27 protein-coding genes are annotated in these 26,542 nt (G+C 71.0%); 24 read left to right on the top strand and 3 right to left on the bottom strand.

Translation table 11 applies throughout. From position 1 onward, the window contains the following. The first annotated feature begins 28 nt into the window (after positions 1-28). From HY049_07745 to HY049_07670, 16 genes are all read left to right on the top strand, one after another. Positions 29-388 (top strand): hypothetical protein, encoded by a 360-nt coding sequence (locus HY049_07745; GenBank protein ID MBI3448791.1) that lies wholly within the window; start codon positions 29-31, stop codon positions 386-388. Beyond that, positions 385-1,122 carry a flagellar hook-basal body complex protein gene (locus HY049_07740; protein ID MBI3448790.1) on the top strand — a complete coding sequence of 246 codons (738 nt, stop codon included), beginning with the start codon at positions 385-387 and terminating at the stop codon, positions 1,120-1,122. Before HY049_07745 ends, HY049_07740 begins: the two co-directional genes overlap by 4 nt. A 31-nt stretch (positions 1,123-1,153) precedes the next feature. After that, a complete protein-coding gene (gene flgG / locus HY049_07735) occupies positions 1,154-1,942 on the top strand; it encodes a flagellar basal-body rod protein FlgG (protein MBI3448789.1) in 789 nt (262 codons plus the stop codon). After that, positions 1,905-2,672, top strand: coding sequence for a flagellar basal body P-ring formation protein FlgA (gene flgA, locus HY049_07730; protein MBI3448788.1), 768 nt, complete (start codon positions 1,905-1,907; stop codon positions 2,670-2,672). Before flgG ends, flgA begins: the two co-directional genes overlap by 38 nt. Further along, positions 2,669-3,397, top strand: coding sequence for a flagellar basal body L-ring protein FlgH (locus HY049_07725; protein ID MBI3448787.1), 729 nt, complete (start codon positions 2,669-2,671; stop codon positions 3,395-3,397). Before flgA ends, HY049_07725 begins: the two co-directional genes overlap by 4 nt. A 26-nt stretch (positions 3,398-3,423) precedes the next feature. Next, positions 3,424-4,560, top strand: a complete 1,137-nt coding sequence (locus tag HY049_07720; protein ID MBI3448786.1) for a flagellar basal body P-ring protein FlgI — start codon at positions 3,424-3,426, stop codon at positions 4,558-4,560. Beyond that, complete coding sequence (locus HY049_07715; protein ID MBI3448785.1) at positions 4,557-5,033, top strand: rod-binding protein; 477 nt, start codon at positions 4,557-4,559, stop codon at positions 5,031-5,033. The genes HY049_07720 and HY049_07715 overlap by 4 nt, the downstream gene beginning before the upstream one ends. After that, positions 5,033-5,341 (top strand): flagellar biosynthesis anti-sigma factor FlgM, encoded by a 309-nt coding sequence (flgM, locus tag HY049_07710; protein MBI3448784.1) that lies wholly within the window; start codon positions 5,033-5,035, stop codon positions 5,339-5,341. Before HY049_07715 ends, flgM begins: the two co-directional genes overlap by 1 nt. Next, complete coding sequence (locus HY049_07705) at positions 5,338-5,811, top strand: hypothetical protein (protein MBI3448783.1); 474 nt, start codon at positions 5,338-5,340, stop codon at positions 5,809-5,811. The genes flgM and HY049_07705 overlap by 4 nt, the downstream gene beginning before the upstream one ends. Beyond that, complete coding sequence (gene flgK, locus HY049_07700) at positions 5,812-7,221, top strand: flagellar hook-associated protein FlgK (GenBank protein ID MBI3448782.1); 1,410 nt, start codon at positions 5,812-5,814, stop codon at positions 7,219-7,221. Further along, the gene (locus HY049_07695; GenBank protein ID MBI3448781.1) at positions 7,221-8,093 is read left to right on the top strand and encodes a hypothetical protein; all 873 of its coding nucleotides are present in this window, start codon (positions 7,221-7,223) and stop codon (positions 8,091-8,093) included. Before flgK ends, HY049_07695 begins: the two co-directional genes overlap by 1 nt. Positions 8,094-8,112: 19 nt before the next feature. Continuing rightward, positions 8,113-8,907, top strand: coding sequence for a flagellar motor protein (locus HY049_07690; GenBank protein ID MBI3448780.1), 795 nt, complete (start codon positions 8,113-8,115; stop codon positions 8,905-8,907). A 13-nt stretch (positions 8,908-8,920) separates the two neighbouring features. Continuing rightward, the gene (locus HY049_07685; protein ID MBI3448779.1) at positions 8,921-9,799 is read left to right on the top strand and encodes an OmpA family protein; all 879 of its coding nucleotides are present in this window, start codon (positions 8,921-8,923) and stop codon (positions 9,797-9,799) included. Between the two features lie 85 nt (positions 9,800-9,884). Further along, positions 9,885-10,166, top strand: coding sequence for a hypothetical protein (locus HY049_07680; protein MBI3448778.1), 282 nt, complete (start codon positions 9,885-9,887; stop codon positions 10,164-10,166). After that, positions 10,166-10,741, top strand: coding sequence for a winged helix-turn-helix transcriptional regulator (locus HY049_07675; protein MBI3448777.1), 576 nt, complete (start codon positions 10,166-10,168; stop codon positions 10,739-10,741). The genes HY049_07680 and HY049_07675 overlap by 1 nt, the downstream gene beginning before the upstream one ends. Positions 10,742-10,893: 152 nt before the next feature. Next, positions 10,894-12,324, top strand: coding sequence for a sigma-54-dependent Fis family transcriptional regulator (locus tag HY049_07670; protein MBI3448776.1), 1,431 nt, complete (start codon positions 10,894-10,896; stop codon positions 12,322-12,324). Here the strand turns inward: HY049_07670 and HY049_07665 are convergent. Genes HY049_07665 through HY049_07655 form a run of 3 tightly spaced genes read right to left on the bottom strand, consistent with a single transcriptional unit; the run spans position 12,318 to position 15,572 of the window. After that, positions 12,318-12,800 carry a flagellar basal body-associated FliL family protein gene (locus HY049_07665; GenBank protein MBI3448775.1) on the bottom strand — a complete coding sequence of 161 codons (483 nt, stop codon included), beginning with the start codon at positions 12,798-12,800 and terminating at the stop codon, positions 12,318-12,320. The two genes, HY049_07670 and HY049_07665, sit on opposite strands and share 7 nt — an antisense overlap. 40 nt (positions 12,801-12,840) lie before the next feature. Further along, positions 12,841-13,692: an HDOD domain-containing protein gene (locus tag HY049_07660; GenBank protein ID MBI3448774.1), complete on the bottom strand. Its 852-nt coding sequence runs from the start codon at positions 13,690-13,692 to the stop codon at positions 12,841-12,843. Continuing rightward, positions 13,689-15,572 carry a type II/IV secretion system protein gene (locus HY049_07655; GenBank protein MBI3448773.1) on the bottom strand — a complete coding sequence of 628 codons (1,884 nt, stop codon included), beginning with the start codon at positions 15,570-15,572 and terminating at the stop codon, positions 13,689-13,691. Before HY049_07655 ends, HY049_07660 begins: the two co-directional genes overlap by 4 nt. A gap of 377 nt (positions 15,573-15,949) precedes the next feature. On the opposite strand from HY049_07655, the gene HY049_07650 reads away from it, so the two are divergent. From HY049_07650 to glgC, 8 genes are all read left to right on the top strand, one after another. Further along, positions 15,950-18,100, top strand: coding sequence for a glycoside hydrolase (locus tag HY049_07650; protein ID MBI3448772.1), 2,151 nt, complete (start codon positions 15,950-15,952; stop codon positions 18,098-18,100). Further along, positions 18,100-20,310 carry a DUF1926 domain-containing protein gene (locus HY049_07645; protein ID MBI3448771.1) on the top strand — a complete coding sequence of 737 codons (2,211 nt, stop codon included), beginning with the start codon at positions 18,100-18,102 and terminating at the stop codon, positions 20,308-20,310. The genes HY049_07650 and HY049_07645 overlap by 1 nt, the downstream gene beginning before the upstream one ends. A 70-nt stretch (positions 20,311-20,380) precedes the next feature. Beyond that, the gene (gene galT, locus HY049_07640) at positions 20,381-21,412 is read left to right on the top strand and encodes a galactose-1-phosphate uridylyltransferase (GenBank protein ID MBI3448770.1); all 1,032 of its coding nucleotides are present in this window, start codon (positions 20,381-20,383) and stop codon (positions 21,410-21,412) included. Positions 21,413-21,435: 23 nt separating this feature from the next. Then, entirely contained in the window at positions 21,436-22,893 is a 1,458-nt protein-coding gene (glgA, locus tag HY049_07635; protein MBI3448769.1) for a glycogen synthase GlgA, read from the top strand. A gap of 34 nt (positions 22,894-22,927) precedes the next feature. Beyond that, entirely contained in the window at positions 22,928-24,415 is a 1,488-nt protein-coding gene (locus tag HY049_07630; protein ID MBI3448768.1) for a PAS domain S-box protein, read from the top strand. Then, complete coding sequence (locus HY049_07625) at positions 24,412-24,783, top strand: response regulator (protein ID MBI3448767.1); 372 nt, start codon at positions 24,412-24,414, stop codon at positions 24,781-24,783. Before HY049_07630 ends, HY049_07625 begins: the two co-directional genes overlap by 4 nt. Next, the gene (locus HY049_07620; protein ID MBI3448766.1) at positions 24,780-25,277 is read left to right on the top strand and encodes a hypothetical protein; all 498 of its coding nucleotides are present in this window, start codon (positions 24,780-24,782) and stop codon (positions 25,275-25,277) included. The genes HY049_07625 and HY049_07620 overlap by 4 nt, the downstream gene beginning before the upstream one ends. A 52-nt stretch (positions 25,278-25,329) precedes the next feature. After that, positions 25,330-26,541, top strand: coding sequence for a glucose-1-phosphate adenylyltransferase (gene glgC / locus HY049_07615; GenBank protein ID MBI3448765.1), 1,212 nt, complete (start codon positions 25,330-25,332; stop codon positions 26,539-26,541). Position 26,542 lies beyond the last annotated feature (1 nt).

Here is a 26,542-nt window from a genome sequence, read left to right as displayed (position 1 = left end):
ACGACGGCCGGCTGAAGGAGGCGACGGCATGAGCGATCTCCTCGTCGGCAGCGGCGCGATCAACCTCGTCGTCGCGGTCCTTCTCGCCGCGTGGCACCGCGCGCGCGTCGCGCCCCTCCCGGCCCCCGCCGCCGCGGCCGCTCCACCTCCGGGCCGTCCGCGCGGGAGCGCCCCGCGGGGGATGAGCGCGGAGGAGATCGAGACGCAGCGCCTCGAGCGCGAGCTGTCCGAGTCGTTCTCGCGCTTCTCGGACCCGGCAGGATCTTCCGCACGCGGCAGGGATTTCCGCGACGGCGCGCGCCGCGCGGCCGCCTCGTCCATGAGACCCTCCGTGGCACGCCCCTCGCAGCCCGCGTCTCACTTCGTCTCGCCGGGAGGGTCTCGATGAACAGCTCGATCTACACGCTCGCCTCCGCCCTCATCGCGCAGGAGGAGCGCGTCGCCGCGACGTCGCAGAACCTCGCGAACGTCACCACCGATGGATACAAGTCGGTCGCAAGGTCCATCGTCGAGGCGAGGGCGCCGGGCGCCGCCTCGGCGGCGGCGGATCCTCTTCTCGGCGCGATCAACGCCTCGGTGCGGCTCAAGCCGGCCGGGGTCGAGATGGAGCAGGGGCGCCTCGCCGACACGCACGAGCCCTTCGACGTCGCGATCGAGGGGCCGGGGCTCCTCGCGGTGCAGACCCCCGCGGGGGTCGCGTACACGCGCGCGGGGCACCTCGCCGAGCGCGAGGGGTTCCTCGTGACGCGCGACGAGGGGTACCAGGTCCTCGGCGCCGCCGGCCCGATCCGGCTCACCGCCGGTCCGCTGACGATCGCGACGGACGGGACGGTCGGCTCGAACGGGGAGACGGCCGGGAAGATCCGCATCGAGACCTTCGAGCCGACGGCTCTCTCGCCGCTGGGCGGCGCGCTCTTCACGGCGTCGGGGGCTGGGAAGGCCGCCGGATCCGCGACGCGCATGTACCAGGGGCGCGCCGAGGAGTCGACCGTGAGGCCGCTCCAGGAAGTCACGTCGCTCATCGAGACGCAGCGCGGGTTCGAGCTCTACGAGAAGGCGCTCAACCTCACGCTCAACGAAGTCAACCGCCAGGCCGTCACCGAGCTCGGCTCGGTCACCTGATCCGGGACGGCAGAGAGGGAAGGAGACATCCATGCAGCGGGCACTCTGGATCGCCGCGTCGGGGATGGAGTCGCAGCAGGTCAACGTCGACACCATCGCCAACAACCTGGCGAACGTGAACACCACCGCGTTCAAGAAGAGCCGGGCCGAGTTCCAGGATCTTCTCTACACCACGCTCGTCAGCCCGGGGGCGTCGTCGTCGACGTCGACCCGTTTCCCGACCGGAGCGCAGGTCGGCCACGGCTCGAAGGTCTCGGCGGTGAAGAAGGTCTTCTCGCAGGGGGACTTCCAGAGCACGGGGAACCCTCTGGACCTGATCATCCAGGGGCAGGGGTTCTTCAAGGTGCTCATGCCGGACGGGACCACGGCGTACTCGCGGGACGGCGCGCTCAGCCAGAACCAGGACGGGGTCCTCGTGAACTCCCAGGGGTTCGCGCTCGATCCTCCCGTGACGATCCCCCCCGACACGCTCCGCGTGACGGTCGGGGCCGACGGCACCGTCTCGGTGGATCAGCCGGGGCAGACCGCCCCGAACCAGGTCGGCACGATCGAGCTGGCGCGCTTCGCGAACGAGGCGGGGCTCAACGCGCTGGGCGGCAACCTCTTCAACCCCACGGCGGCGTCGGGGGAGCCGAACCTCGGCACCCCCGGGGCGCAGGGGTTCGGGACGATCGGCCAGGGGTTCATTGAAATGTCGAACGTGAGCGTCGTTCAGGAGCTCGTCTCCCTGATCGCGGCGCAGAGGGCGTACGAGCTGAACTCGCGCGCCGTGAGGACCTCCGATGAGATGCTCTCGAGCCTCAACACGCTGGCCCGCTGACGCCGCGGCGCTTCTCCTGGCGATCCTCCTCCCGGCGGCCGCGTCCGCCGCGGAAAGCGCTCCCGGCGCCGCGCCCCCGGAGGGGGGCATCGTGCGGCTCGGATGCGACTTCGTCCGCGAGCGGGCCCGGGAGCTTGGCCTCGGCGTGCGCGCCGTGTCGCTCGCGCTCCCGGCGGGGATCACTCCCCCGAACCCCGAGGGCTCCATCCGGTTCCGCCTGGGCCGCCCACCCGTCACCGGCGCGCTCGCGGTGACGGCGATCGTCGAGCAGGACGGGCGTCCCGTGCGCGCGCTCGTCCTCACGGGGACGCTGATCGTCGAAGCCGACGTGAGCGTCGCGGCGCGGGATCTCGCGCGCGGAACAACCCTCGAGGAGGGGGACGTGCGCGTGGAGACGCGGGCGCTTCCGGAAGGGCTCGATCCGAAGGACGCCCGCGCGAGGGTGGTCGGGCGCGAGACGCGATCGGCCGTCGCCGCGGGGACGCTCCTGGTCGAGCCGCTCCTCGCCTCACCGCGCGAGGTGCTCCGCGGCCAGTCCGTCACGCTCGTGGCCGAGGGGCGCGGCTTCACCGCGCGCGTCTCGGCGACCGCCGCGCGGGACGGAGTCCACGGCGAGAGGATCCCGGTCGTCAACTCGACGTCCGGCCAGACCGTCCTCGCGCGCGTGGTGGGGCGAGGCCTCGTGCGCCTCGAGGAGCCGGCGCTGGAGCTGGGGAGGCTCGACCGATGAGAGCTTCACACACTCTCCGGCGCGCGCTGGTCGCCGTGACCACGGCGGCGCTCCTCGCACCGGCCTGCTCCGCGCACCGGAAGCTCGACGCCGATCCGTACCTCATCGGGGGCGCGCTGAACCGGAAGCTCGCCGCGATGCAATCCCCCCCGGCCGCAACCCCCGGCTCCCTCTGGAGCGAGAGCAGCCCGCGCGGCGCCCTCGCGGCCGACAACCGCTCGTTCAAGCCCGGCGACATCGTCCGGGTGCTGATCACCGAGCAGACCGACGCGAAGCAGGGGGCCAGCACCGACACGAGCAAGAAGGGGGCGGGGGCGTACGGGATCCCGAGCCTCTTCGGCCTCGAGGCCCAGATGAACGGGCGCGTGAACTCGGGGTTCAACATGTCGAACCTCCTGAACTACTCGCGCGACAAGAGCTTCAAGGGGGAGGGAACGACCGCCCGCTCCAACGACGTGACCGCGGTCGTCTCCTCGCGCGTCTTCGCGGTGCTGCCGAACGGCGACCTCGTCATCGTCGGCTCGAAGGACGTGACCGTGAACCGCGAGACGCAGGTGCTGTGGCTGGCGGGGGTGGCGCGCCCGATCGATCTGTCGAGCGCGAACAGCGTGGCCTCGTCGAACCTCTCGGATCTCGAGTTCCACCTCGGCGGGCGCGGCGACATCGACTCCGCGCTCCGCGATGGCTGGCTGGCGAAGTTCTTCGACCGCGTGTGGCCGTTCTGATCCGGCCGGAGGCGCTCTTGAGAGACATGGCTCGACTCACCGGAACGTGGCTGGCGGCGCTCGCCCTCTTTGCGGCGCCTGCGCTCTTCGGGGAGCCTGCGTTCTTCGCTGAGCCTGCCTTTGCGGCGACGCGGATCAAGGACATCGCGCGCGTGGACGGGGTGCGCGATCAGCAGCTCATCGGCTACGGGATCGTCGTGGGCCTGGCGGGGACGGGGGACGGCACGCAGGCCCGGTTCACGACCGTCAGCATCGCGAACATGCTCAACAAGCTCGGGATCTCGATCGATCCGTCGCTCATCAGGGTGCGGAACGCCGCGGCCGTCATCGTCACCGCGAGCTACCCGCCCTTCGCGCGCCTCGGAAACCATCTCGACGTCACCGTCTCGAGCCTCGGGGACGCGATCAGCCTGCAGGGTGGAACGCTCCTCCAGGCCCCCCTGGCCGGAGGGAACGGCGTCGTCTACGCCGTGGCGCAGGGGTCCGTCTCTCTCGGCGGAGGAGGGGGTGCGGCGAAAGGGGGGACGGCGGTCGCGAAGAACCATCTCACCGCGGGGAGGATCCCGGGGGGGGCGCTCGTCGAGCGCGAGCTCGATCAGCCGCTCCCTCAGGAAGGGGTGGTCCGCGTCGTCCTCGATCAGCCCGACTTCACCACCGCCGCGCGGGCGGCGGGGGCGGTCAACGCCGCGCTGGGCGGCGCCGTGGCGAAGGCGGAGGACGGGACGACCGTGGCGATCATGATCCCGGAGGGATCGAAGGGGAACATCGTCCCCTTCCTCTCGAGGCTCGAGGAGATCGAGCTCGAGCCCGACATGCGCGCGCGCATCGTCTTCAACGAGCGGACCGGCACGGTCGTGCTCGGAGGGAACGTCGTCATCACGCCGGTCGCGGTGGCGCAGGGAAATCTGACCGTGGAGATCCACACCGAGCCGATCGTCAGCCAGCCCGGGCCGCTGTCGAAGGGGACCACGACCACGGTGGAGCACGACCAGGTGAGCGTCACCGAGTCGCCGGGCGGGTTCATCGAGATGAAGGGAGGGCCGTCGGTCGCCGAGCTGGTCACCGCGCTGAACGGCCTGGGCGTCACGGCGCGCGACATCATCGGGATATTGCAGGCGGTGAAGGACTCCGGGGCGCTGCGCGCCGAGCTGGTGATCCAGTGATCGGCCGCGCAGCCGAGTGGGGCGGCGCAGCGGGGGCGGCGGAGGCCACCGTCGAAGCCGGGGTCGCCGGGGCGCGCACCCCGCGCGAGGGGGGCGACGTCATGAAGGCGGCGCGCGCTTTCGAGGAGATCCTCGTTCAGTCACTGATTCAGTCGATGCGCCAGACCCTCCCCGGCGAGAACGGCGGGATCTTCGGCTCCGGGCCGGGGGCGGGGATCTACGAGGGGTTCTTCGATCAGGGGGTCTCTCAGGCGATCGCCCCGAAGCTCGGGCTGGGCCTGCGGGATGCGCTCGTGAGGCAATTGACGCCGAAGGCGAAGGCGGAGTCGGCTTCGTCGGGTTTGTCTCATCCCGCGTCGCACACTGAGGGTTCGAACCCCGCACAAATCACGCTCTCCCCTCAAGTTCCGCGCGTTTCCGCCGAGTCACGAGGCATCGGGGTGCCCACGGAACCACCCCGGAGGAGAGAGTGATGAAGATTCAGGGTCCGGGATACGGGAACGAGGCGCCGCGCGCGGAGCGAGGGAACAAGTCCGACGCCCCCGAGTCGTCCTCCCAGTCCGCCGCTGCGAAGCCGGCGGCGCCCGAAGCTCCGGCCGATGCCGTCGAGATCTCCGTCGCGGCGCTCGAGATCGACAGGCTCCTCGAGAGCGCGAAGGCCTCCCCCGACGTCCGGGCGACGGTCGTCGAGCGGCTCCGCGAGGCGGTCCGCTCCGGCAACTACCAGGTCAACGATCGATCGCTCGCCACGCGCATCGTCGAGGAGTACCTCGCGAGATGACGCAACGCTCCGCTCCGCCGGCCGGCGCGCTCACCGCCCTCCTCGACGAGGAGGCGCGCGTCGTCCTGCGGCTCGCGGAGGTCTGCGAGGGATGGCGCGCCGGCCTCGCGGCCGGGGCGCCGCGGCCCGACGGGGCCGCGGTCAACGCGATCGACACGCTCTGCATGAGGTTCTCGGCGCAGGAGGGGGAGGTCGCGCGCCTCCTCGAGGCGCACGGATGGAGCCGCGGCGATCTGAAGCCCGCCCTCGGGGCCTCGGGCGACGAGGCGGCCGCGCGCGCGCACGCGGGGCTGCTGGCCGCCGTCCGCGAGCTGAATCGCGTGAATTTGATCAATGCCTGTCTACTCGATCGGTGGGCGGAGCTGAACACGGGGCTCTTCCACGCCATCCTCGCCGCCGTGAGCCCGACGTACGTGCCGTCGGCGGCGCCGTCGCTCCCGAAGGGGGCGCAGCTTTCGTTGGAGGCCTGATTGGATCTTCTGGGAGCGTTGCAGCTCGGCCGCCGGAGCCTCGAGACGTTTCAGGTCGCCCTCGACGTGACCGGGCAGAACATCGCCAACGTCGCGACCGAGGGGTACACGCGGCGGCGGATCGCGCTCACGCCGGGGGTCTCCCTCCAGATCCCGCAGGGGTTCCTCGGCACCGGCGTGGACGTCGGGACCATCACCTCCGTCCGCGACGCCGTCATCGAGCGCCAGCTCCGCGACGAGACCTCGCGGCAGGGATACCTCGAGACGCGGCAGGAGGCGCTCGCGGGATCGCTCCAGGCGATCGACGAGTCGTCGGCGCCCGGGATCGGGGCCGCCCTCTCCGGCCTCTTCGACGCCTTCTCGTCGCTTTCGACGAACCCCGAGAACCTCGCGCTGAGGCAGAACGTCGTCCAGGCGGCGGACCGCGTCGCCCGGACGCTGAACACGGCATCCAGCCGCTTGCAGGCCCAGCGCGCGGATCTCGACGGACAGATCAAGACGAACGTCACGCAGATCAACGGGCTGACGACGCGCATCGCGTCGCTCAACAACCAGATCGCGCAGCTCGAGTCCGGCGGCCGCGAGGCCTCCGACCTCAGGGACGCGCGGCAGGCCGCGGTGACGGAGCTGGGGAAGCTCGTCGACGTGGGCGTGTACGAGGATCGCCGCGGAAATCTCCAGATTTCGCTCTCGGCGACGGGGGATTCCCTCGTCTCCGACAGCACCGCGTACCAGCTCACCGCGTCGCCGGATCCGGCCCGGGGCGGGCTCGCGGCCGTGACGCTTGCACGCGGGGGGGTTACGGTCGATCTCACCGACCGGGTTCGCGGCGGCCGGCTGGGCGCCACGCTCTCGGTGCGCGACGATTCGATCCAGGGGACGCAGTCCGCCCTCGACACGCTGACGACCGAGCTCGTGAACAAGGTCAACTCGGTTCATCGCGCCGGCTTCACGCAGGCGGGCGCCGCCGGCGGCGACTTCTTCGTCATCTCGCCGGCCGGCCAGGCCGCGGCGGCGGGGATCTCGGTGAACGCCGCGATCGTCGCCGACCCGACGCTCATCGCGGCCGCCGGGAGCCCCTCGCCCGGGGACAACGCGAACGCGATCGCCCTCTCGGAGATCCGCGCCACGCAGCTCGCGGGCCTCTCCGCGGCGACGCCGACGGAGTTCCTCGGCGCGCTCGTCGCGCGGCTCGGGACGGAGGTGGCGGGGAACGACGCCTCCCTCACCGCGCAGCAGGACATCGTCTCCGAGCTCCAGTCGCGCCGCGACGCGGTCTCGGGGGTCTCGCTCGACGAGGAGGCGGTCCGCCTCTCGCAGTTCCAGACGGGGTACGCGGCCGCGGCGAAGTTCATCAACACCATCGACGAGCTGACCAAGGTGGCCCTGTCGCTCGGGGCCGCGCCCTGATGCGCATCTCCTTCGGCGGCAGCCAGCGCGCCCTCCTCGATCGCCTCTCGCGGATCGGGAAGGCGCTCGCCCGATCGACGACTCACGTCGCGTCCGGGAAGCGCGTGACGACGGCCTCCGAGGATCCGGGCGCCGAGTCCCGCATCGCCTCCGCGCGCGAGACGCTCGCGCGCCTCGCCTCCCGCCGCGCCACCATCTCGACGGTGCGCGGCCAGGTCGAGGCCGCCGACGCGGCTCTCGCGACGGCCGGCGACGTGATCATCTCGGCCACGGGATCCGCGATCCAGGGGTACTCGGAGACGAACGCCGGCGCGCGAAGCCTCATCGCCGACCAGGTCGACGGCCTCAGACAGCAGCTCCTGAAGGCCGCGAACACGCAGTTCGCGGGCCGGTACGTCTTCGGCGGGACCGAGACGCTCGCTCCTCCCTTCGACGCCGCGGGGAGCTATCTCGGCAACTCCGGGACGGTGTCGGCCCGGATCGAGGACCAGGTCACGATCCAGGTGAACGTCGCGGGCGACGCCGTCTTCAAGACGCCGGTCGACATCCCGAAGGCGCTCGCGGATCTGTCCGCGGCCCTCCGCGCCGGCAACACCGCCGCCATCGGCGCCCTCGAGCCGAAGCTTCAGGCCGCCGGCGCGCAGATCTCGGCTGTCCGGCCGCCGCTCGGCTTCCGGCTCCAGGCGCTCGACGCGTCGGACCTGAGCCTGGCGACGCGCGCGCTCGAGGTCACGAAGTCGGTTGCAGGGATCGAGGACACAGACCTGGCCGCGGAGGTGACGAACGCGGCGCGGCTGCAGACGGGGTCGCAGGCGACGATCACGGTGATCGCCAGGACCCGGAACCAGAGCCTGTTCGACTACATCGCCTGAGGGCCCGCGCATGAAGCGCATCGACATCGGGACCATACTCGGCCTCATCGTGGGGTTCGCCGGCATCCTCGTCGGCAACGCGCTCGAGGGCGGCCACATCGGCACGATCATCCAGCCGACGGCCGCGCTCATCGTCTTCGGGGGCACGCTCGGCGCGACGCTCATCTCGTTCCCCTTCGGCACCTGCGTGAAGGCGGCGAAGTCCTTCATGAACATGTTCCTGAACCCGCCGAACGATCCGGCGGCGCTCATCGAGGAGATCGTCGGCTACGCCCAGAAGGCGAGGAAGGACGGCATCATCGCCCTCGAGAAGGACGCGTCGACCGCGTCGAACCCCTTCCTCGGGCGGGCCCTGCTCCTCGCCGTCGACGGCACCGACGCGCACACGATGCGCGAGCACCTCGAGCTCGAGCTCGGGCAGACCGAGGAGCGCGGCGAGGTGGAGGCGAAGGTCTTCGAGTCGGCGGGGGCCTACGCCCCCACGATCGGCATCATCGGAGCCGTCCTCGGCCTCATCCACGTCATGGCGAACCTCTCCGACGTGAGCAAGGTCGGCGCGGGGATCGCGGTGGCGTTCGTCGCGACGATCTACGGCGTCGGCTCGGCCAACCTGTGCTTCCTCCCGGCGGGCGGCAAGCTGAAGCTCAAGCATCGGAGCGCGATCGTGCTCCACGAGCTGATCATCGAGGGGGCGCTCGGCATCCAGGAGGGGCTCAACCCGAACGTGCTGCGCGCCAAGCTCCAGGGGTTCCTGGCGCACGAGGCGAAGAAGGCCGGCGTGCCCGTCGAGGCCAAGCCGGCCAAGGCCGCCTGATCGGGGGGACCGCGTGGCGAGGAAGAAGAGACATCCGGAGCACGAGAACCACGAGCGGTGGCTCGTCTCCTACGCCGACTTCATCACGCTCCTCTTCGCCTTCTTCGTCGTCATGTTCGCGACGTCGCAGGTCGACTCGCAGAAGCTCGGGCGCTTCGTCGAGTCGGTCAACAACGCGCTGGAGCTGAAGGGCCCCTTCTCGGCGAGCGGCCCCGATCCCATCGGCGGGGAGGGGGCAACCTCCGTCGAGCCCCCGAGCGTCGCCAGCCTGACCACGAGCCTCTCCGAGGTGAAGGGGGAGCGCCGCGCGAAGCGGAGCGACAATCTGCAGCTCCAGACCCTTCGCAGCGCGCTCACGCGGTACCTCTCGCGCCCGGAGATCCGCGGGCGCGTCCGCGCGATCCGCGATCGCCGCGGCCTCACGCTCAGCCTCGCCGAGACGGGGCTCTTCGCCCCCGGCGGGGACGTTCTCGCGGACGAGGCGCTGCCGAGGCTCGCGCGCCTCTCGGAGCTGCTGTACGGGCTCAACGTCCAGATCCTGGTCGAGGGGCACACCGACGATCAGCAGGTGAGCTCCCCGAGGTTCCCGACCAACTGGGACCTCTCGGCGGCGCGATCGGTCGCGGTGATCCGGTATCTCGTCGAGACCGGCCATCTGCCCGCCTACCGCTTCGCGGCCGTGGGGTACGGCCCCTACCGCCCGATCACCCCCAACGACACGCCGGAGGGGCGCGCGCGCAACCGGCGGGTCGATCTCGTGCTCGTGGGCGTCGACCCCGTCGTCATGAAGCCGGGGGTCCTGGCGCCGTCGACGGGGGAGGACGAGGGGGACGGATCCCCGGAGCCTCCCATCTCGAACGCCGAGCCCACCGAGGCTCCCGCCCCCGCGTGACGGCGGTTTCGCCGTCCCACCCCCTCAAGTTCACCGGCGCCCGTCCGACTCGGAACGTGAGCACGAGCCGTTGGAGGACGCGTCGATGGACATCACCGTCGGGAAGGTCACGGAGCCGCAGGGCGGAGCGGGAGCCGCCGCGCCGTCGGGGGCCGTCACGGGCCTCGTCGTCGCGGTGCGTTCGCCCCGGCGCAGCGCCCCGGCCGCCCCGCCCGTCTCGGGCGAGAGGCGCCGCGAGAAGGGGCGCCCCGATCCGGCCCGCTCGATCGTGCTGACCATCCTGCTCGACGACGCCGCGGCGCTCCCGTTCAGGATCATCGCAGGGACGACGCGGATGATCCTGCGGCAGCAGCCGAGGAGCCGCTGATGCCGAAACCGAGGCTGCTCCGGACGATCGAGTCCGAGTTCTACGAGCCGAGCCCGCTGCTGCGCGAGCTCCAGGTCCTCTCCATCCTCGCGAACAATCCCGAGGCCTCGCAGAAGGAGATCGCCCTCGAGGTCGGCCTCGCCCCCTCGATGATCCACAACTACATCCACGCGCTGGCCGAGGCCGGCCTCGTCGAGTTCCACGGGCCGACGCGCCGCCGCCTCCGGTACGTCGTGACCGATTCGGGGCGCGCCCGGATCGACAGCCTCGCCGCGCGGCATCTCACGGCCGCCGGCAGCATCCTCGAGCGCGTCACCGTGCTCGTGCGGCGCGAGATCGAGCGCGTCGTGCGGGACGGCGTGAAGAGCCTCGGCGTGATCGCCGCCCCCGATCTCGCAGGGACGCTCTCCCGCATGGCCGCCGAGTCGGGGCTCACGACGCGCGCGCTGGGCCACTCCCAGACCCTCGCGGGGCTCGACGCGGTCTTCATCGCGGTCGATCCGACCAGCGGCGAGGGGGCCGCCGCGGTGCGCCGCTGCCGCGAGCAGGGGCTGCCGGTCTACTGCGTCGCCTGACGCGCCGCCGCCCCAAGCGCGCCGATTGAAGTCCCTTTCAGCCGGTTCCTCTTTACACAATCGCCCCTTCCCGGTATCCTGATTGCGCGAGTCGCGGCTGCCCCCTGCGCCGACAAGGAGGCCTTCGCGCGCTCGAACCAGGAGGGCCGTTCTTGATCCCGCAGGATGGCTCCAAGGATCCATCGCCCCGTGCTCCCTCGCCTCCCGCCGATGCGGACCCGGACCGCGGCGCGGTCCTCGTCGTCGAGGACGACGCCGAAATCCGTGACATCGAGCGCGAGATCCTGGTCCGCGGAGGGTTCCGCGCCGAGTGCGTCGGCGCCGCCGACGAGGCGCTCGTCCTCGCCGCCCACCGAGACTACGAGGCCGTGCTCCTCGATCTCCACCTTCCCGGCGCGATGGAGGGGCTCCAGCTCCTCGAGGCGCTCCAGGAGAGAGGCCACGGCGCCCCCATCGTGGTCGTCACGGGCGACTCCGACCTCCGCACCGCCATCGAGTGCATCCGGCGCGGCGCCTACGATTTCCTGACCAAGCCCCTCGACCCCGAGCTCCTCTTCGTCACGGTCGAGAAGGCGGCGGAGCATGGCGCGATGGCCGTCCGGCTCGCCGCGCTGGAGCACGCGCTCGGCGAGCCCGCCGGCCTCGGCGCCCTCCTCGGCCGGAGCCCGGCCATGAAGAAGGTCTTCATGCTCATCCGGCGCGCCGCCCCGCACGACAGCCCGGTGCTGATCCTCGGCGAGTCCGGATGCGGGAAGGAGGTCGCCGCGCGCGAGATCCATCGCCTGAGCTCGCGGAGCCGCGGACCGCTCGTGCCGGTCTCGTGCGCCAACATCAGCCGCGACATCCAGGAGTCGGAGTTCTTCGGCCACGAGCGCGGCGCCTTCACCGGCGCCGATCGCAAGCGGATCGGCCTCTTCGAGACGGCGGCCGGCGGGACGATTTTCCTCGACGAGATCGCCGAGTGCGCGCCGGCCACTCAGGCGGCGCTGCTGCGCGTCCTCCAGGAGGGGGAGATCCGGCCGGCGGGGTCGAGCGTGCCGCTCAAGGTGGACGTGCGCGTCATCGCCGCGACGAACGTCGATCTCGAGAAGGCGGCGGCCGCGGGGACGTTCCGCAGCGATCTGTACTACCGGCTCAGCCGCCTCGTCGTCGAGATGCCCCCCCTGAGGGAGCGCCCGGAGGACATCGTGGTTCTCGCCGAGCGGATCCTGGCGGAGACGTGCGAGAGGCTCAAGCGCCCCGCGCGGCAGTACTCCCCCCGCGCGCTCGAGATGCTCCTCTCCTACCCGTGGCCCGGCAACGTCCGCGAGCTCCAGAACCTGTCGGAGAAGGTGGCCCTCTTCACCCCGAGGCCGATCGTGCGCCCGGCCGACCTCCAGGATCTCGACGGCTGGGACTGGTCGCAGGCGGCAACGGTTGCGACGCTCGACGAGATGGAGCGGCGGCACATTCAGGACGTGCTGGCGAAGACGGAGGGGAACTACAAGCAGGCGGCGATCCTGCTGGCGATCCCGCGGTCGACGCTCTACCGGAAGGTCCGGAGGTTTCAGCTCGGCGCCGCCGCGGAGACGCCCTCCTACTGAACCAGGAACTCCGTGATGTAGACCTCCTGGATCTTTCCCTTCTTCAGGAGCGGGTTCACCCGGGCCTGCACCTCGCGCTTGAGAAGATCCTTCCCCTGCGAGGTCATCAGCGATTCGGCGGTCCGGCTCGACAGGAGCGCGAGGATCCGATCGCGGATTTTCGGGATCCCGACCTCGTCCGCCTGCATCGCCTCCAGCGCGGGCCTGTCCGACACCTCGAGCTTGAACGTGCACTTGACGTAGCGGCCGCCGCCCGGATCGGCGAGGTTGACGACGAAGGGCTCGAGGTTGAGGAGCGAGCCGGGCTTGCCGGCGCTCTCGCCCCCTCCTTCGCCGGCCCCGGCCTTTTCCACGGTTCCGCCTTCGGCGCCCCCTTCCGCCTCCTTCTTGCCGCAGGCCAGGAATGGGAGAGCGATCAGCGCGGCCGCGAGCGGCCACGCGAGGAGTCCATTCAGCTTCGAGCGTCTCGTCTTCACGTTCGGCATCTCCGTTGAATTGGCGGCCCGCAGGCCGGCGTCAGATCTCCCGGGTGACGGCGGGGAGCGCCTCCTCCAGATCGACGAGGAGCGAGGCGATGGTCAGGTCGTTCAGGCCGAGGATGTGGGCCGAGGGCTCGGCGAGGAGCGACGCCTCGGGGGTCGGGTCCTGGGCGTAACCGAGCTTGCCGCACGCGAGATCGGCGAACTGGAGGATCGCGGGGGCGACCCCCGACGACGCGGTGAGCTCGCGATGATGATGGAGGACCATCTCGCAGAGCTCGGCGGGGATCTTCCAGCGTCTCAGCAGCTCCGAGCCGACGGTCGCGTGCGTCTCGCGGATGAACTCCATCGCGACGGCCCGCGGCCACTGGATGTCGCCCCGCGACTTCAGGTGCGCGAGGCTCGCGAGCGACGCCACCTTGCCGATGTCGTGGACCAGCCCGACCATGAACGCCTGCTCCGGCTCGGGATACCGGACGAGCCTCGCCACGCGTCGCGACGTCTCGCCGCACGCGACCGCGTGCCGCCAGAGCGTCATGAAGAGCTCGCTGTCCTCGGGATCCTGGAACCGGTAGAGCGATCGGCTCAGCTCGGCCATCATCGCCGCCATGACCATCTTGATCCCGAGGCGGGCGACGGCCGTGTGCAGATCGGTGACGGGCCTCAGCCCCCGGTACATCGCCGAGTTCGCGTACCTCAGGAGCGAGGCCGCGAGGATCGGATCCTGGCCGACCGCGCCTCCCAGCTCGCGCGCGCCCGCCTGATCGCTGCCGGCCATCTGTCGGATGCGGGCGGCCGCCGCGGGGACCGAGGGGATGCCGGGGCCCCCCTCGCGGACGTGCTTGAGGACGCTCTCGAGCACCGACGTCTCGGCGGTCACGGCATTCACGAGGCTCTCTCCATGAGCTGGCGCGCGGGCCGGATGTGGGCGCGCGGGGTGCGGTGGATCACTTCCGACAGCGTGGTCAGGCCCTGGAGCGCCTTGATCACCGCGTCCTCGGTCAACGTGAGGTATCCGGGAACGTCGAGGCAGAGGCGCTCGATCTCCCGGAGCGGCGCGCGCTCGAGGATCGCGTCGCGGAGGGCGTCGCCGACCACGACCAGCTCGAAGACGCCCATCCGCCCGCGGTAGCCGGTCATGTGGCACCCGGGGCATCCGCGTCCCTGCCGCAGCGGGTAGGCGGCCGCGTCGCGCGGGGAGATTCCCAGGAGGCGCAGCTCCGAGGCGGGCGGGGACGCCTCCTCCGCGCACTCGGGGCAGATGCGCCGCACCAGCCTCTGCGCGAGCACGGCGCGGGCGGTCGAGCCGACGAGGAACGGCTCCATCCCCATGTCGAGGAGGCGCACGACGGCCCCCGCGGCGCTCTCCGTCCGGAAGGTGGCGAACACGCGGTGGCCGCGGAGCGCCGCTTCGACGGCGAGCGCCGCCGTCTCCGCGTCGAGGATCTCGCCGATGACGACCACGTCCGGATCCTGGTTGAGGCTGGCGCGGATCGATTCGGCGACCGTGGGGCCGCCGGCCGGGCGGCGGGACCACTGGATCATTCCCTGGAGGGAGAACTCGGCCGGATCCTCGGCGGAGATGATCTTGAGCGAGACGTCGTTGCAGTAGTCGATGGCGTTGAAGAGCGTCGTCGTGCGCCCGCTCCCCCTCGGCCCGGTCACGAGGAAGAGCCCCTCGGGGCTCGACAGCCCCTGGTCGACGAGCTCGCGGAGCATGATCGGCGAGAGGCCGAGCCGCTCGAGCCCGACCAGCCCCACCTTCCGGGCCAGGATCCGGAGGACGAGATCCTCTCCGTGCCCCGAGACGAAGGTCGAGACGGTGACGTCGACGCTCTCGTTGTCGACGCCCACGGAGAAGCGGCCGCACTGGTGGCGCGTGCGATCGGTGAAATCGCACCCGGCGAGGATCTTGAGCCGCTCCGTCACGGCGCGTCCCTGCTCGGCGCCGAGCTCGGCGATCGGCACGAGCCGCCCGTCGATCCGGAGCCTCACGCGGGACTTCGTCTCGCCGGGCTCGATGTGGATGTCGCTCGCGCGCTCGCGCCGCGCCGTGCGGATGAGGCGATCGACGATCTCGGCGGTGCTGCCGTCGCGCGGCGCCTCGACGGCAGGGGGGGCGCCCGCCGGCGGCCGGGGCGGCGTCTCGAGCGCCTTGAGCGTCGCGCTCATCGCCGTCGCGCTGCAGAGCCTCGTGACCGGATTCCTTCCCACGGCGTCGCGGATCTCGAGGATGGCGTCGGCGTCGACCCGGGGCATCGCGAGGCCGCAGCTTCCGCTCGGGAGCGCGATCGGGAGGACCTGGAGCCGGCGCCACGTGGAGGCCGGAACCCGGCGGTAAGGGCCCAGGTCGATCATCTCCGGCTCGAGCGCGATCACCTCGAGGCCGTGCTTGGCGGCGCGCGCCTCGAGCAGCGACTCCTCGGTCGTCGCCCCGGAGGCGACGAGCTCAGACTCGACGGGAGCGCCGGCGCGGTGCGCGGCCGCGTCCGCGCGGGCGAGGGCCTCGGGGGTGAGGCGCCCCATCTCGACGAGGATCTCCGCGGGGGAGAGCGACTCCCGGATCGCCGACTGCGCCGCCTCGAGCTGCTCGCGGGTGACGAGGCCCAGGGCCACGAGATGCGCGCCGAACGGCCCCTTCTGCTCCAGTCGATCCCAGACGCGGCGGGCCCGCTGCAGCTCCTCGGCGGTGACGAGGCCCTTCTCCTCCAGCACCTTCTGTAACGTGGCACCGGCGGCCCGGCCGACCGAAACGCTCACGCCGCTCATGATCTCGCTCCCAGGCGGGGCGGTTTCCCAAGGCGCGTGCCGTGCCGTCGAGCGCACGGCGGGCGGGGCTCCGTCCTTCCGTCTTTGAGTGAATCGGCCGATTTCCGCCCCGCTTGAGGGCTGGGGGTGGTGGTCGACATTGGGGCGTGGGGGTCGGCCTCCGCGCGGGAAGTAATCGCGCTCGGCCTCGGGTTCGCTCGCCCACCCACGCGGGCGGCGCCGTCTTGTTTGATGACGGGTGGCGCCGACGCCCGCGCGGGTACCCGGGCTCGTCCCACACGCCCCCACGCCCCAATGTCGACCACCACACGGGCGCGGCGCGCGTTGACGCTTCCGGCGGGGGGTTCCTATAATCGCCGCCGTCCCATCCCACCCCCGTGCCGGAGGCCCCCATCGCGTCACCCACGCTTCGCGTCGCCATCCTCTGGCACTTTCACCAACCTCTTTATGTGAACCCCATCCGCGCGACCGCGTCCCTCCCGTGGGTCCGGCTCCACGCGCTCAAGGACTACCACGACATGGCGGCGCTGGCCGTGGCGCACCCGGGGCTCGAGCTGACATTCAATCTCGTCCCCTCCCTCGTCGATCAGCTCGACGATCTCGCGAACGGCCGGACGGCTGACCCGGCGCTCGAGCTCGCCTCGCGGGACGCCGGCGCGCTGACGGAGGAGGAGCATCTCGCGATCCTGGGCCTCTTCTTCTCGGTCCCCTACAGGACCCTCATCGCCCCCTTCCCCCGTTACGTGAACCTCTTCCACAAGCGGGGCGGGCGGGGGTCCGACGGCACGTACCGGGACGCCGCGCGCCGGTTCAAGCCGCACGACTTCCGCGACCTGATCGTCTGGTTCCACCTCGCGTGGTCGGGGGAGACGCTGAAGCGTCACGAGGTCGTGCGCGGGCTCCTCGCCAAGGGGGAGGGGTTCACCGAGGACGACAAGGCGGCGCTCCTCGCGACGCAGCACGAGTTCCTGGGGGGAGTTCTCCCCGCGCTCCGGGAGATCGCGCGCGGGGGCGCCCTCGAGTTCAGCACCTCCCCCTACTATCACCCGATCCTCCCCCTGCTGTGCGATTCCGAGAGCGCCCTCGAGGCGGCGCCGGCGCTCTTCGTGCCGAGGCCGCCGTTCCGGCGCCCGGCGGACGCCGCCGAGCAGATCCGATCCGCGGTGAGCCGCCACGAGGCGGTCTTCGGCGTGCGCCCGAGGGGGGTCTGGCCCTCGGAGGGATCGCTGAGCGAGGAGACGATCGACATCCTCGGCGCGAACGGCGTCTCCTGGGCGGCGAGCGACGAGGGGATCCTCGCGGCGGCTCTCGCCCTCTCCGGCGGCGGATGGCGCCCCCGTCCGACGACGTCGGATCTCTCCGCGGCGTGGAGGCTCAGGGACTCCCCGCCGGCGCTCTTCTTCCGGGATCGCGAGATCTCCGATCTCGTCGGGTTCACGTACTCGTCGTGGCGGGGGGAGGACGCGGCCGCGGACCTCGTCGGGCGCCTGCAGCGGATTCGCGACCACCTCGGATCGGGAGCGGAGGACGCGGTCGTTCCCATCATCCTCGACGGTGAGAACGCCTGGGAGCACTACGCGGAGAACGGCGTTCCCTTCCTCTCGGCGCTGTATCGTGCGCTCACGAGCACTGCGGGGCTGGCGACGACGTCGTTCTCGCGCTACCTCGAGGCCTCACCGGCGCCGCGGCGACTCGAGCGGCTGCGCGCCGGCTCGTGGATCCGCTCGGACTTCACGACGTGGATCGGCCACCCCGAGAAGAACCGTGGGTGGGATCTCCTGCGCGACGCGCGCGACGCCTTCGAGCGGAGAGCGCCCTCGATCGACGGCGCCGATCGCGACATGGCGTGGAAGTGCCTGCAGGCGGCCGAGGGAAGCGACTGGTTCTGGTGGTATGGCGACGAGCATTCCTCGGAGGAGGACTCGATCTTCGACGCGACGTTCCGGAGCCTGCTCGCGGAGACGTGGCGCCTTCTCGGAGAGGCTTCCCCTCCGGCGCTCGGCGAGCCGATCATGGGGCGGAGGCGCGCCCCCTTCGAGCCGCCGAGCGGCGCGGTGAGGGTCACCCTCGACGGGCGGCGAAGCGATTACTTCGAGTGGCTCCTCGCGGGGGTGTGCGACCGCGCCTCGGGGCTCGGCTCGATGAGCCCGGGCGCCGTGAGAATCGAGCGCGTGGCCTTCGGCTGGAGCCCGGGGCATCTCTTCATCCGCGTGGATCCGTCCGGTCCCACCGCGGCGGCGCTGCTCGACGACGCGGCGATCGTCGTGGCGATCACGAGCCCCGCGAGCCTGAGGGTCGCGATCCGGCGGGGTGCGGGGGGCGAGCCTTCGGCCGACGTCGCGGGCGTGGCCTGCGCGCTCGACACGATCGTCGAGATCGACGTCCCGCTCGCAGCCGTTCCGGCCCGGGACGGGGATCGCGTCGCCTTCTCCGTCTCGCTCCTGGCCGCGGCGGGCCCCGGTGAGAGGCTCCCCCGCGAAGGGGAGATCTCCTTCGACGCGGCGCCTTCATTCGACTGGAGCGTCTGATGCAGCCCGAGGGGACGGTCCGCTTCATCTTCGGGATCCACAATCATCAGCCGGTCGGCAATTTTCCGGAGGTGATCGCGAAGGCCGCGGAGCGGGCGTACGATCCGCTGTTGGCCGCGTTCGAGAGGCACCCGAAGGTCCGGGCGGTGGCTCACTACTCGGGGTGCCTCCTCGAGTGGCTCGAGGCCGAGCGCCCCGCTCATCTCGACGCGCTCCGGCGCCTCGCCGCGCGCGGCCAGATCGAGATCCTCTCCGGAGGATTCTACGAGCCGATCCTGACGCTGATCCCGCCGGCGGATCGCGAGGGGCAGATCCGCTGCCTCACCCGCTGGATCGACGAGAAGCTCGGCGCGAAGGCGCGGGGCATGTGGCTCGCCGAGCGCGTCTGGGAGCCGGGCCTCGCGGCCGATCTCAAGCGCGCCGGGGTCGAGTACACGCTCCTCGACGACTACCACTTCCTGGGATCGGTCGACGAGGATCCCGTGGGCGGCTACTACACCACCGAGCAGGACGGGGAGTCGATCGGCCTCTTCCCGATCAGCGAGGAGCTGCGCTACCTGATCCCGTTCCGCGAGCCCGAGGAGACGGTGAGGGCCCTCTTCGAGCGCCGGGGGCGCGGCGACGTCGTCGTGATGATGGACGACGGCGAGAAGTACGGCCTGTGGCCCGACACCTGGGAGTGGGTGCACGGCGGCGGCTGGCTCGATCGCTTCCTCTCCGCGCTCGAGAAGGCGCAGGAGGAAGGCTGGCTGCTGACGACGACCTTCGCCGAGGCGCGCGACGCGCTGCCGTCGCGAGGCCGGATCTACCTCCCCGAGAGCTCCTACTTCGAGATGGGGGAGTGGTCGCTTCCTCCCGGGAAGCGGCGCCGGTTCGAGGAGATGGCCCACCGCCTCCGGGACAAGGGGGAGTGGGAGCCGATGCGGTCGTTCGTGAAGGGGGGCTTCTTCCGCTCGTACCTGGCGCGCTACCCCGAGTCGCGCCGCAGCGTCGCGCGCGGTCGCGCCCTCAGCCGCCGCCTCGACGCTCTCGACGGCGAGGCGGCGCGCCGCGGCGTCCCCTCGCCCGCGAGGCGGCACCTGTGGCGATCGCAGTGCAACTGCGGCTACTGGCACGGCCTCTTCGGCGGCCTCTACCTGCCTCACATCCGGCGCGCCATCCAGGACGAGCTCGCCCGCGCGGCCGCCGCCGCGTGGGACGCGGCCCCCGACGCGACGGGGGTGCGGGTGGAGCTCGCCAGCGTGGATGACGCGGACGCCCCCGAGATCTCGATCGAGACGTCGCGGATGGGCCTCCTCATCGAGCCGGCCGGCGGCGGCGCGGTGTCGGTCCTCGATTTCACGCGGCGGCCGCTCACGCTCGGCTGCACGCTCACGCGCCGGACCGAGGCGTACCACGAGGAGGCCCGGGAGGCGTCGCGCGCCTCCGCGGCCGCGGGGCACGCGGCCGCCGCGCCCGAATTCGGGCGCATCAACATCCACGAGCGGCGCCCCGAGGCGCCGCCGGATCTTCCCGAGCACCTCGTGGCCGATTCCGCGGAGCGGCGCAGCTTCCTCGAGAGGTTCCTCCCGGCCGACGCGACGCCCGCGCAGCTCATGACGGTCGCGATCGCGGACCTCGGGCGCGCCGACGGGGCTCCGACGGTGGAGATCTCCCGTGGGGATCGGGCGGTGAGCGTCACGCTGCGCCGGCGCGTCGCCCTGAGAATCCCCTCCTCGCCCGCGGTCGAGACATCGATCGAGGTGATCAAGAGGTTCGACATCTTCGCCGACAGGGAGGCGGTGCGGGCGTCCTTCTCCCTCGCGTCTCCGGAGGCCGCCGGCGCCGCGCGGGGCGTTCTCTTCGGCGTGGAGCTGAACCTGTCGCTCGTGGAGTCGATGACGCGCGTCGCCGCCGGAGCGGGCGCCCCCCGCGATCTCGCCGGTCCCTGGGCGGAATCCTCCGTTACGGTCGCGAGGATCGAGGAGACCTACCGGCGCTTCCGGGCGACGCTGCGCCTCTCTCCCGCGGCCGCGCTCTGGCACCATCCGGTGAGATCAGTCTCGCGCTGCGAGTCCGGCTTCGAGCTGATCTACCAGGGATCCGCCTTCCTCGCGCTCTGGCCTCTGGCGTCGCTCGCGCGGGGGGAAACGACGCTCGAAATCGCGATCGAGGACCTCGTTCCCGGCCCGGCGGGGAGTAGCCGACCGGACGGAAAAGCACTAGCTTAGGGCGCTCCGAACCGCGCATCGCCGCGGCGGCCATGCCGCCGCACTCCACACCCAACGAGAGGCTTCCGAGATGACCGAGCTGAGACACGACCCGATCCAGCGGCGATGGGTGATCATCGCCACGGATCGGAGCAAGCGTCCCACCGACTTCCTCCAGGAGACGGCCGAGATGGGCGGCGGGGGCTTCTGCCCCTTCTGCACCGGGCACGAGGACAAGACGCCTCCCGAGATCTTCGCCCTTCGCCGGAACGGCGGGGCCGCGAACGGTCCCGGCTGGGACGTGCGCGTCATCCCCAACAAGTTTCCCGCCCTCATGATCGAGGGGGGGCTCGAGAAGAAGGCGATCGGCATCTACGACCGGATGCGCGGGGTCGGCGCCCACGAGGTCATCGTCGAGACGCCGGACCACGCGATGGATCTCGCCGAGATGCCCGTCGAGCAGCTCGCGACCGTCGTGGGCATCTACCGCGATCGGCTGGGCGACCTCCTGAAGGATCGTCGCTTCAAGTACATCCTCATCTTCCGGAACCACGGCGCCATCGCGGGGGCCTCCCTCGCGCACCCGCACACGCAGATCATCGCGACGCCGGTGACGCCGCTCCAGGTCGCGGTCGAGCTGGATTCGGCGAAGCAGCATCATCAGATCAAGGAGCGCTGCCTCTTCTGCGACATCATCGCGCAGGAGATCGACGAGGGGAAGCGCATCGTCTACCTCGACGATCAGTTCATCGCTTTCGCGCCCTACGCCTCCCGGTTCCCGTTCGAGATCCAGCTCGCGCCGAGGCAGCACCTCCACAACTTCGCGGACGCGAGCGACGCCGACGTCGTCGGCCTTGCGCGCGCCATGCGCGACGTTCTGGGGCGGCTCCGCAAGGCGCTCAAGGATCCGCCGTACAACTTCGTCTTCCACACCTCCCCCAACACCGAGACGACGCACAAGCGGGCCCACTACTGGCAGAGCCTGCAGTTCGACTTCCACTGGCACGTGGAGATCCTGCCGCGCCTCACCCGGGTGGCGGGATTCGAGTGGGGGACCGGCTTCTACATCAACCCGACGGCGCCCGAGGACGCCGCGAAGTTCCTGAAGGAGGTCCAGCCCTGAAGATCGCCTGCATCGCAGCCGAGATGGCCCCGATCGCGAAGGTCGGCGGCCTCGGAGACGTGACACAGAGCCTCGCGGACGAGCTGCGGCGGCGGGGGCACGACGTCCGCGTCTTCCTCCCGCGCTATGCCGCAATCAAGGCCGATCGGCACCCCGCGTACCCCGTGGCGGGGGCCTCGTCGATCGACGTGCCGGTCTCAGGGAGGATCGTGAGGGCGGCGCTCTCGGCCTCCGAGCCGGCCGGGATCCCCTCAATCTACTACATCGAGAACGACGCCTACTTCGGGCGGAAGGGGATCTACGACGACCCGGACACGCGCGAGGGGTATCCCGACAGCGCGGAGCGGTTCATCTTCTTCCAGCGGGCCGCGCTCGAGGCGCTGCGCACGGTGGGCTTCCGCCCGGACGTCATCCACTGCCACGATCAGCACACGGCGCTCGTCCCCGCCTACCTCAAGCGCACCCTCGCGCAGGATCCGTTCTTCGCGGGGGTGGGGACGGTCTTCACGATCCACAACCTCGGGTACCAGGGGATCTACCCCCCGGGGACGATGGCGCTCGCTGGGTTCCCCATGGAAGCTTTCTACCCGATGAGCCCGTTCGAGTTCTTCGACAGGATGAACTTCATGAAGACGGGGATCACCCTCGCCGACGTCGTGACCACCGTGTCGCCGACGTACGCCCGGGAGATCTGCACCGCCGAGCGCGGGGAGGGGCTCGACGGCGTGCTGCGCGAGAAGGGAGCCGACCTCGTCGGCATCCTCAACGGCATCGATCCCGACGTCTGGAACCCCGCGAAGGACCCCGCGCTTCCGGTCCATTACACCGCGGCCAGCCCCGCGGGCAAGTCGACGTGCCGCGAGGAGCTGCTGAAGCGGATGTCGCTCGCGCCGATCGGGGGGGCGATGCTGATCGGGATCGTGACGAGGCTCGCCGAGCAGAAGGGGCTCGACCTCATCGAGGCCGCCATGGAGCGGCTGATGGGCCTCCACGTCCAGCTCGCGGTGCTCGGGACGGGCCAGGAGAGGTTTCACAGGATGCTCACCGAGGCCGCGGCCCGGTGGCCCGCGAAGGTCACCGTGAAGTTCGGGTTCAGCGAGGATCTCGCGCACCTGATCGAGGCGGGGGCCGACTCGTTCCTCATGCCCTCGAGGTACGAGCCGTGCGGCCTGAACCAGATGTACTCGCTCCGCTACGGCACCGTGCCGGTCGTGCGGGCGACGGGGGGCCTCGCCGACAGCGTGGTGGACGCGGACGCGAAGGGCGCGGCGGGGGACGGCTTCTCGTTCACCGACTACACGCCTGAGGCGATGCTCGACGCCGTGACGCGCTCGGTCAGGGCGTTCAAGGATCGATCGCGCTGGGCCGCGATCGTGAAGCGGGGCATGGAGCGTGATTTCACCTGGGCGCGATCGGCTTCGGCTTACGAGCAGGTCTACCAGCGCGCCGTGGCCCGGGCGGCGACGAGGGCGCTGGTCTAGCGGGTAGCGGGACCTCCGGACGGCGGGCGTGAGCGTGAGCGAGGCGAGTCGGGCTTCCGAGGTCGAGGCGATCGGCGAGAGTCTCGCCGCCGCCGGCATCGCGCTGTTCGTCGCCGGCCGGCGCGGCGAGCTGCAGTTCGTCAACGCGGCGCTCGCCGAGGCGCTCCACGCGATCCCGGCCCGCACCCTCGACGACATCTTCGCCGGAGGGTGGGGGACCCGCGGCGCGCCGGGACGTCCGGGGTGGCCGCGGCCCGGGGTCGAGAGGCTCGTCCGGCTCAACGGCGAGCCGCCAAGGTTCTTCAGCCTCGTCACGGCCCCCTGGCCGGGGGACCGCCGACTCGGCATCCTCGTCGAGTGCACGGAGCGCGTCAGGAAGGACGCGGCGCGCCTCGAGCGCGACCTGTACCTGACCCGCGCCGCGGAGGACTCCGCCGACGCGTTCGTGAGCCTCGACAACGACGGGACGATAAGGCAGTGGAACGACGGCGCACGGCTGATGTTCGGGTACCTCGCCGCCGAGGCCCTGGGAAAGCCGTACGACGCGCTGCTCGTCCCCCAGGACGTCCGCGAGCGCGGGGACATCGCGCGCATCGATCACCTGATGGCGCGCGACGGATTCGTGCGCGGGTACGAGACGGTCCGGATGGCGAAGGGAGGCAAGCCGATCCCCGTGGAGCTGACCGTCACCCCGCTGGCCGACGAGTCGGGGCGGGCCGCCGGCCGCTCCGTCATCTACCGGGACATCTCGGAGCGGATGCGCCTCGAGGCCGCGCTGCGCAAGACGGTGGACGAGCTCAAGGAGGCCAACGGAAACATCCGCCGGAACCAGGAGCGGCTCATCGCGCTCGAGAAGCTCTCGGCGATCGGCGAGATGTCGGCGCGCGTGGCGCACGAGATCCGCACGCCTCTCGTCACGATCGGCGGCTTCGCCAACACGCTGATGCGCGAGACGCCGCCCGAGTCGCCCCAGCGGCAGTACCTCGAGATCATCCGCGAGGAGGTCCGGCGGCTCGAGGCGATCGTCTCGGAGATCCTCGAGTACGTCCGGCCGCCGCGCACCGACTACGAGCCGTGCGACCTGAACGACGTCGTGCGCCAGAGCCTTCGCCCCTTCGAGGGGGGCCTCGGGGAGAAGCATGTCGCGCTGGTCCTGAGGCTCATGGACGACCTCCCCGCGATCAAGGCGAGCCGCTACCAGATCCACCAGGTCTTCACGAACCTGATCCAGAACGCCGTGCAGGCGATGCCCGAAGGGGGGACGCTCACGCTGACGACCACCGGGGGCACGAACCACGTGAGCGTTCGGGTGTCGGACACCGGATGCGGCATCCCGGCGTCGGACCACCGGCGGATCTTCAAACCGTTCTACACCACGAAACCCTCCGGCTCGGGGCTGGGGCTCGCGATCACCTCGCAGATCGTCGTCCAGCACAACGGGACGATCGGGTTCGAGAGCGCCGAGGGGAAGGGGACCACGTTCGATGTCAGACTGCCGCTGGACCGGGAGACCGCCGAGTGACACCCACGATTCTTGTCGTCGATGACGAGCGGAACATCAGGCTGCTTTACGAGAAGGAGCTGCGCGAGGAGGGGTGGAGCGTCGTGCTGGCCGCGGACGCGCGCGAGGCGCTGAAGATCCTGGAGCAGAGCCGCCCCGATCTCGTCGTGCTCGACATCAAGATGCCGGGCATGGACGGCATCGAGGCCCTCTCGCGCATCCTGGCCCGCGACAACGGGATCCCCGTCGTGCTCAACTCGGCGTACTCGTCGTACCAGGAATCGTTCCTCTCGTGGTCGGCGGACGCGTACGTCATCAAGTCGTCCGATCTCACCGAGCTGAAGACGAAGATCCGCGCCATCCTCGAGGAGCGGCTGAAGCGTCCATGACGGTCCGCACGCGCGATCTGCCGGCGGCGCGGGTGAAGCGCTGGGCGTATCATGGGGTCGTCGCGCTCGTCACGGCCGGCAGCGTCTGGAGCGCGCTGTCGTGGCGCGCGCTCGCGGCAGGATCCGACCAGCGTGCCGGGGAGTCGCGGGCCCGCGTCGAGGCCGACCGCGTCGCCGCGGACGGGGTCGCCGCCGAGTGCGGGCTCCGGCCTTTCAGCGACGAAGTGGCGCTCCGGAAGTTTCCGATGGAGCGGCCGGCGTTTCCGACGAAGCGGGAGTCCTCATGCCTGCAGAAGGTGACCCAGACGCGCGGGGATCTCATCAACGATCGGATCGACCTCGACAGGGCGCTGCCCGTCGCCGCGGAGAACGCGGGCATCGCGCGCCGGCGCACGATGACGGCGGCGGCGCTCGTCGTCGTCCTCGCGGCGGGGCTCTTCCTCGCCGAGGTGCGGCCGGCGCTGCCTCGGACGCCGGGGCGGCGGCCCTCGTGATGCGGAGACACCCGTGCCGTTGACGCGCCAGTTCCTCCACGACACGCTCGTGATGATCCTCGCGGGAGGGCAGGGGGAGCGCCTCTACCCTCTGACGAAGGAGCGGAGCAAGCCGGCGGTTCCGTTCGGCGGGATCTACCGCATCATCGACTTCACGCTCTCGAACTGCATCAACTCGGACCTCCGCCGGATCTTCGTCCTCACGCAGTACAAGTCCCACTCGCTCGACCGTCACCTGAAGATGGGCTGGGACAAGTTCGACGCGGAGTTCGGCGACTACCTCTACACCGTGCCGCCGCAGCTCCGGATGGGGGACCGCTGGTATCTCGGCACGGCCGACGCCATCTACCAGAACCTCAACCTCCTCGAGGACGAGCGCCCCGCGCGCGTGCTCATCCTCTCGGGGGACCACCTCTACAAGATGGACTACGCGGAGATGATCGCCGCGCACATCGAGAACGCGGCCGCGCTCACCGTGGCCGCGGTCGAGACGGACTTGGCGCAGGCGTCGTCGTTCGGGGTCCTGCAGGTCGACGGGTCGGATCGCATCGTCGGGTTCGCCGAAAAGCCGGAGCACCCCGTTCCGGTGCCCGGCCGGAGCGACATCGCTCTCATCAACATGGGCGTGTACGTCTTCGACACCGGGGCGCTGGTGCGGGCCATCGTGGACGACGCGAAGCGGAGCGACACGCATCACGACTTCGGCAGGAACATCATCCCCTCGATGGTGCCCCAGGGGAAGGTCCACGCCTTCCGCTTCGCCGACGAGAACCGGAAGAGCATCAAGTACTGGCGCGACATCGGGACGGTGGACTCCTACTACGAGGCCAGCATGGATCTCGTGGCGGTCGAGCCCGTCTTCAACCTCTACGATCGCTCGTGGCCCATCCGCACGTACATGGGCTCCCATCCCCCGGCCAAGATGGTCTTCGCCCAGTCGGCGGAGGAGGGCGGGCGGCGGGGAGAGGCGCTCGACTCCCTCGTCTCCCCGGGGGTCATCATCAGCGGCGGGCTGGTGAGGCGATCGATCCTCAGCCCCAGGGTCCGCATCAACTCGTTCGCGCAGGTCGAGGACTCGATCCTGATGGACGGGGTCGAGGTCGGGCGCAGCGCGCGGATCCGGCGCGCCATCATCGACAAGAACGTGGTCGTGCCCGCCGGATACACCGTGGGGCACGACGCTGTCGAGGACGCCCGCCGCTTCGTCACGTCGCCCCAGGGCGTCGTCGTGATCCCGAAGGGCGCGCGCCTCGAGGAAGACTGAG

The organism is Acidobacteriota bacterium, assembly GCA_016195325.1.
GTDB lineage: Bacteria > Acidobacteriota > Polarisedimenticolia > JACPZX01 > JACPZX01 > JACPZX01.
The sequence above is the reverse complement of the archived record's forward strand: the minus strand, read 5'-3'. Positions and strand labels throughout refer to the sequence as shown.

Excerpts from the sequence above, each read along its gene's own strand:
- glgA (MBI3448769.1), top strand. The coding sequence starts at position 21,436 with ATGGCCCCGATCGCGAAGGTCGGCGGCCTCGGAGACGTGACACAGAGC.
- HY049_07675 (MBI3448777.1), top strand. The coding sequence starts at position 10,166 with ATGCCGAAACCGAGGCTGCTCCGGACGATCGAGTCCGAGTTCTACGAG.
- flgM (MBI3448784.1), top strand. The coding sequence starts at position 5,033 with ATGAAGATTCAGGGTCCGGGATACGGGAACGAGGCGCCGCGCGCGGAG.
- HY049_07680 (MBI3448778.1), top strand. The coding sequence starts at position 9,885 with ATGGACATCACCGTCGGGAAGGTCACGGAGCCGCAGGGCGGAGCGGGA.
- HY049_07695 (MBI3448781.1), top strand. The coding sequence starts at position 7,221 with ATGCGCATCTCCTTCGGCGGCAGCCAGCGCGCCCTCCTCGATCGCCTC.
- HY049_07705 (MBI3448783.1), top strand. The coding sequence starts at position 5,338 with ATGACGCAACGCTCCGCTCCGCCGGCCGGCGCGCTCACCGCCCTCCTC.
- HY049_07720 (MBI3448786.1), top strand. The coding sequence starts at position 3,424 with ATGGCTCGACTCACCGGAACGTGGCTGGCGGCGCTCGCCCTCTTTGCG.
- HY049_07745 (MBI3448791.1), top strand. The coding sequence starts at position 29 with ATGAGCGATCTCCTCGTCGGCAGCGGCGCGATCAACCTCGTCGTCGCG.
- flgG (MBI3448789.1), top strand. The coding sequence starts at position 1,154 with ATGCAGCGGGCACTCTGGATCGCCGCGTCGGGGATGGAGTCGCAGCAG.
- HY049_07620 (MBI3448766.1), top strand. The coding sequence starts at position 24,780 with ATGACGGTCCGCACGCGCGATCTGCCGGCGGCGCGGGTGAAGCGCTGG.
- HY049_07645 (MBI3448771.1), top strand. The coding sequence starts at position 18,100 with ATGCAGCCCGAGGGGACGGTCCGCTTCATCTTCGGGATCCACAATCAT.
- galT (MBI3448770.1), top strand. The coding sequence starts at position 20,381 with ATGACCGAGCTGAGACACGACCCGATCCAGCGGCGATGGGTGATCATC.
- flgA (MBI3448788.1), top strand. The coding sequence starts at position 1,905 with ATGAGATGCTCTCGAGCCTCAACACGCTGGCCCGCTGACGCCGCGGCG.
- HY049_07655 (MBI3448773.1), bottom strand. The coding sequence starts at position 15,572 with ATGAGCGGCGTGAGCGTTTCGGTCGGCCGGGCCGCCGGTGCCACGTTA.
- HY049_07740 (MBI3448790.1), top strand. The coding sequence starts at position 385 with ATGAACAGCTCGATCTACACGCTCGCCTCCGCCCTCATCGCGCAGGAG.
- HY049_07725 (MBI3448787.1), top strand. The coding sequence starts at position 2,669 with ATGAGAGCTTCACACACTCTCCGGCGCGCGCTGGTCGCCGTGACCACG.
- glgC (MBI3448765.1), top strand. The coding sequence starts at position 25,330 with ATGATCCTCGCGGGAGGGCAGGGGGAGCGCCTCTACCCTCTGACGAAG.